This window comes from Algibacter sp. (genome assembly GCF_049667265.1).
Taxonomy (GTDB): domain Bacteria; phylum Bacteroidota; class Bacteroidia; order Flavobacteriales; family Flavobacteriaceae; genus Algibacter_B.
Genome location: NZ_JBATHX010000235.1, coordinates 1 through 2630, shown reverse-complemented (window position 1 = coordinate 2630; position 2630 = coordinate 1). Strand labels below are relative to the sequence as shown.

The following is a 2630-nucleotide window of genomic DNA, read 5'->3' as shown; positions in this document are numbered from 1 at the left end:
ATTAATTCCTATGGTATTCGGAATGTTAGTATACACTTCTTGTTTACAGGCTGATAATAAAATGTCAGTTGAACAAATACCGGAAAATCAAATGTCACAAGAGACACCTTTAATCGAGAAAATTAAGGCCGTACAAAATCAAATTCAAATTCAAGGTAACCTAAGTGAAAATGAAGAAAAAGGGTTGCAATTATTATTAGAAATTGTAAAAGGGGATAATTTTAATTCAGATTTGGTTGAAGAAATTAGCGTGTTTACTTCCCAAACATCAGATTCCAAATTGGTTAAAAAAATAGCTGAGGTTTTTGAGCAAATTCAAATACAAGGTAATATAAGCGATGAAGAAGATATGGAACTTAAAAAGTTACTTGTATTAACAAGTGATAACGGTTTTGGTGATCCATTTTTTGATGACGTTATAAAGTATGTGGATATTCCCTTTGCTATTGTAGATCAAGTACCTGTTTTTCCTGGATGTGAAAATTTATCATCAACAGAACAAAAGAAATGTATGTCTTCAAAAATTTCAAACCATGTAAGTTTAGAGTTTAATACAAAAATGGCCGATAGTTTAAAATTGAAAGGAAGGCAGCGTATAAATGTGATTTTCAAAATTAATAGTGAGGGGGATGTTGTTGATGTTCGCGCTAGAGCGGAACACGTAGGCTTAGAAACGGAGGCTATTCGAGTTATAAAAACACTTCCTAAATTTCAACCAGGCGAACAGAAAGGAAAGAAAGTAAATGTACCTTATTCGTTACCAATTATATTTGCAGTAGCGGAGTAAAAAAATCAAATATTTACTAAAAACCGAAGCGCAAACTTCGGTTTTTGTGTTTTTCAGTAAGTAAAATATAAAAATATTGTATTTTTCGGCTTCAGTTGAAAACCATGAGGTATTGCTTAGTTTTAATATTCATTTTATCGCTCACATCTTGCGAGTATTTTAATGTGAAGAAAACATCGTCTGAAGCAATTCTTAAGGAAGAATTACAAACTTTTAATTGGAATGATGTTGATGATTATCCAAGTTTTTCTGATTGTGATTCTATTACTACAAAAGAAGATAAAAAAGTGTGTTTTCAAAGTGTGTTAACTTTACATATTTGGGAATATTTAGGAAAGGAAAAATTGGTTGTTTCTCAAGATATTACGGATACTTTGATGCTGAAACTTCAAGTTTCGAATACTGGAAAATTAGTTTTATTGGATGCTAAAATAGATTCGCTTACAACTCAAGAAATTCCGAATATTAAGGCCTTAATTAACCAAAGTATAGATTCCTTGCCCGAAATTTTTCCTGCTATAAAACGCGGACAACAAGTTACTACCCAGTTTAAACTGCCCATAGTTATTAAGGTAAATTAGATTATTTGCACTTGCCTTGGAGGATGGCTGCGTTAGGCCTGCCTACCGGCAGGCAGGGATTGCAGAGGAAAGCCCACAGCCCGACGATAGGAGGTGCGAGGACTTGTAGCGGAAAGCCCGACCCTTTGGGGAACCTGCCTGCCGGCAGGCAGGCGCCCAGAATTAAAACTTAATAGCTAATTTTCGCATAAGCCTTAATACTTCCATGTACAACCAAACAAGGGTTACTAATAGACCCCAAGTGGCGAGCCACTCTTTGTATTTTGGCGATTTGTTTTTGTGGCGTTCAATATAATCGAAGTCGAGAAGTAAGGATAACGATGCGAAAATGGCGGCTAGAATATTGAATATAATGGCTGGCCATGAAATACCCCAAATAAAGACTTTTATGCCGAAAAAGCTTAAAATCCATGAAATAATATAAATCACAAAAATGGTTGTAGCGGCGGTAATAATAACACTTCGTAGTTTTTTTGTTACCACAATTATTCGGGTTTGATAGAGGAGCAACATCACTACAAATGTTACCATAGTTATACCGATGGCCTGGTAGGGTAAATTTGGGAATTGTGCATGCGCATAAACCGTCATGGCACCAAGAAAAAAACCTTTTGCAATGGCGTAAAGTGGCACTAAAATATGCGCCCAATGTTGGCGAACCGAAATAACAATACTAATGACTATGGCTGCTAACATGCCGCCCAAAGAGTACCATTTAATGGTTTCACCATTTTCATGAAGTCGCCACATACCAATGGAAATGATAATTATAATGGCTATGGATAGCATGGATTTTATGAAAATACCAGTTACTGTCATGGTTTTTGCCGATGTTTTATTATCGCCAAAAAAGTAATTATTAAATGCTGGGTTTGATGTTTTGCTGAATAAGTCCATAGATGATAAAACTAGTGATTTTTTTAATTAGCTTACTTTTTAAAATTCCGACCTTTCCATTTGTATCCTGAAAATGTTGAAATGCAAGCTACATAAACACTAAAGAAAGGATAAAAAAGAAATCCGAAAATATAACTTTTTAAAATATTATTTTGTTTGAAAAAAGTGGCCGATTTATAGATTAAAAAGAAATCGATATTAAACTTTATAAAAGCGATATAAAATAAAATTTTGAAAGGCAAAACACTAACAATTGAAAGGGTTAAGCCCATAATAATTATGGCATTCATCGTTAAAACTATGAGTCCTGTAAGCTTGCCAAACCAATTATTATAAGCGCTTGTTTTTGCTGCCCAGCGAATACG

At 34.3% G+C, this 2630-nt stretch carries 3 protein-coding genes and 1 pseudogene; 2 read left to right on the top strand and 2 right to left on the bottom strand.

Features of this window, described 5'->3' with window-relative positions; genetic code table 11:
* Both WBN21_RS08885 and WBN21_RS08880 read left to right on the top strand, forming a co-directional pair.
* On the top strand, positions 1-787 hold a 787-nt coding region (locus WBN21_RS08885), incomplete at its 5' end, for an energy transducer TonB (RefSeq protein WP_424199464.1).
* 104 nt (positions 788-891) lie between these two features.
* On the top strand, positions 892-1368 hold the full coding sequence (locus WBN21_RS08880; RefSeq protein ID WP_424199462.1) for a hypothetical protein: 477 nt from the start codon (positions 892-894) through the stop codon (positions 1366-1368).
* A gap of 162 nt (positions 1369-1530) precedes the next feature.
* Here WBN21_RS08880 and WBN21_RS08875 read toward each other — a convergent pair whose 3' ends face one another.
* On the bottom strand, positions 1531-2265 hold the full coding sequence (locus WBN21_RS08875; protein ID WP_424199460.1) for a Bax inhibitor-1/YccA family protein: 735 nt from the start codon (positions 2263-2265) through the stop codon (positions 1531-1533).
* Positions 2266-2297: 32 nt separating this feature from the next.
* A pseudogene (locus WBN21_RS08870) lies at positions 2298-2630 on the bottom strand (glycosyltransferase); the annotation flags it as partial.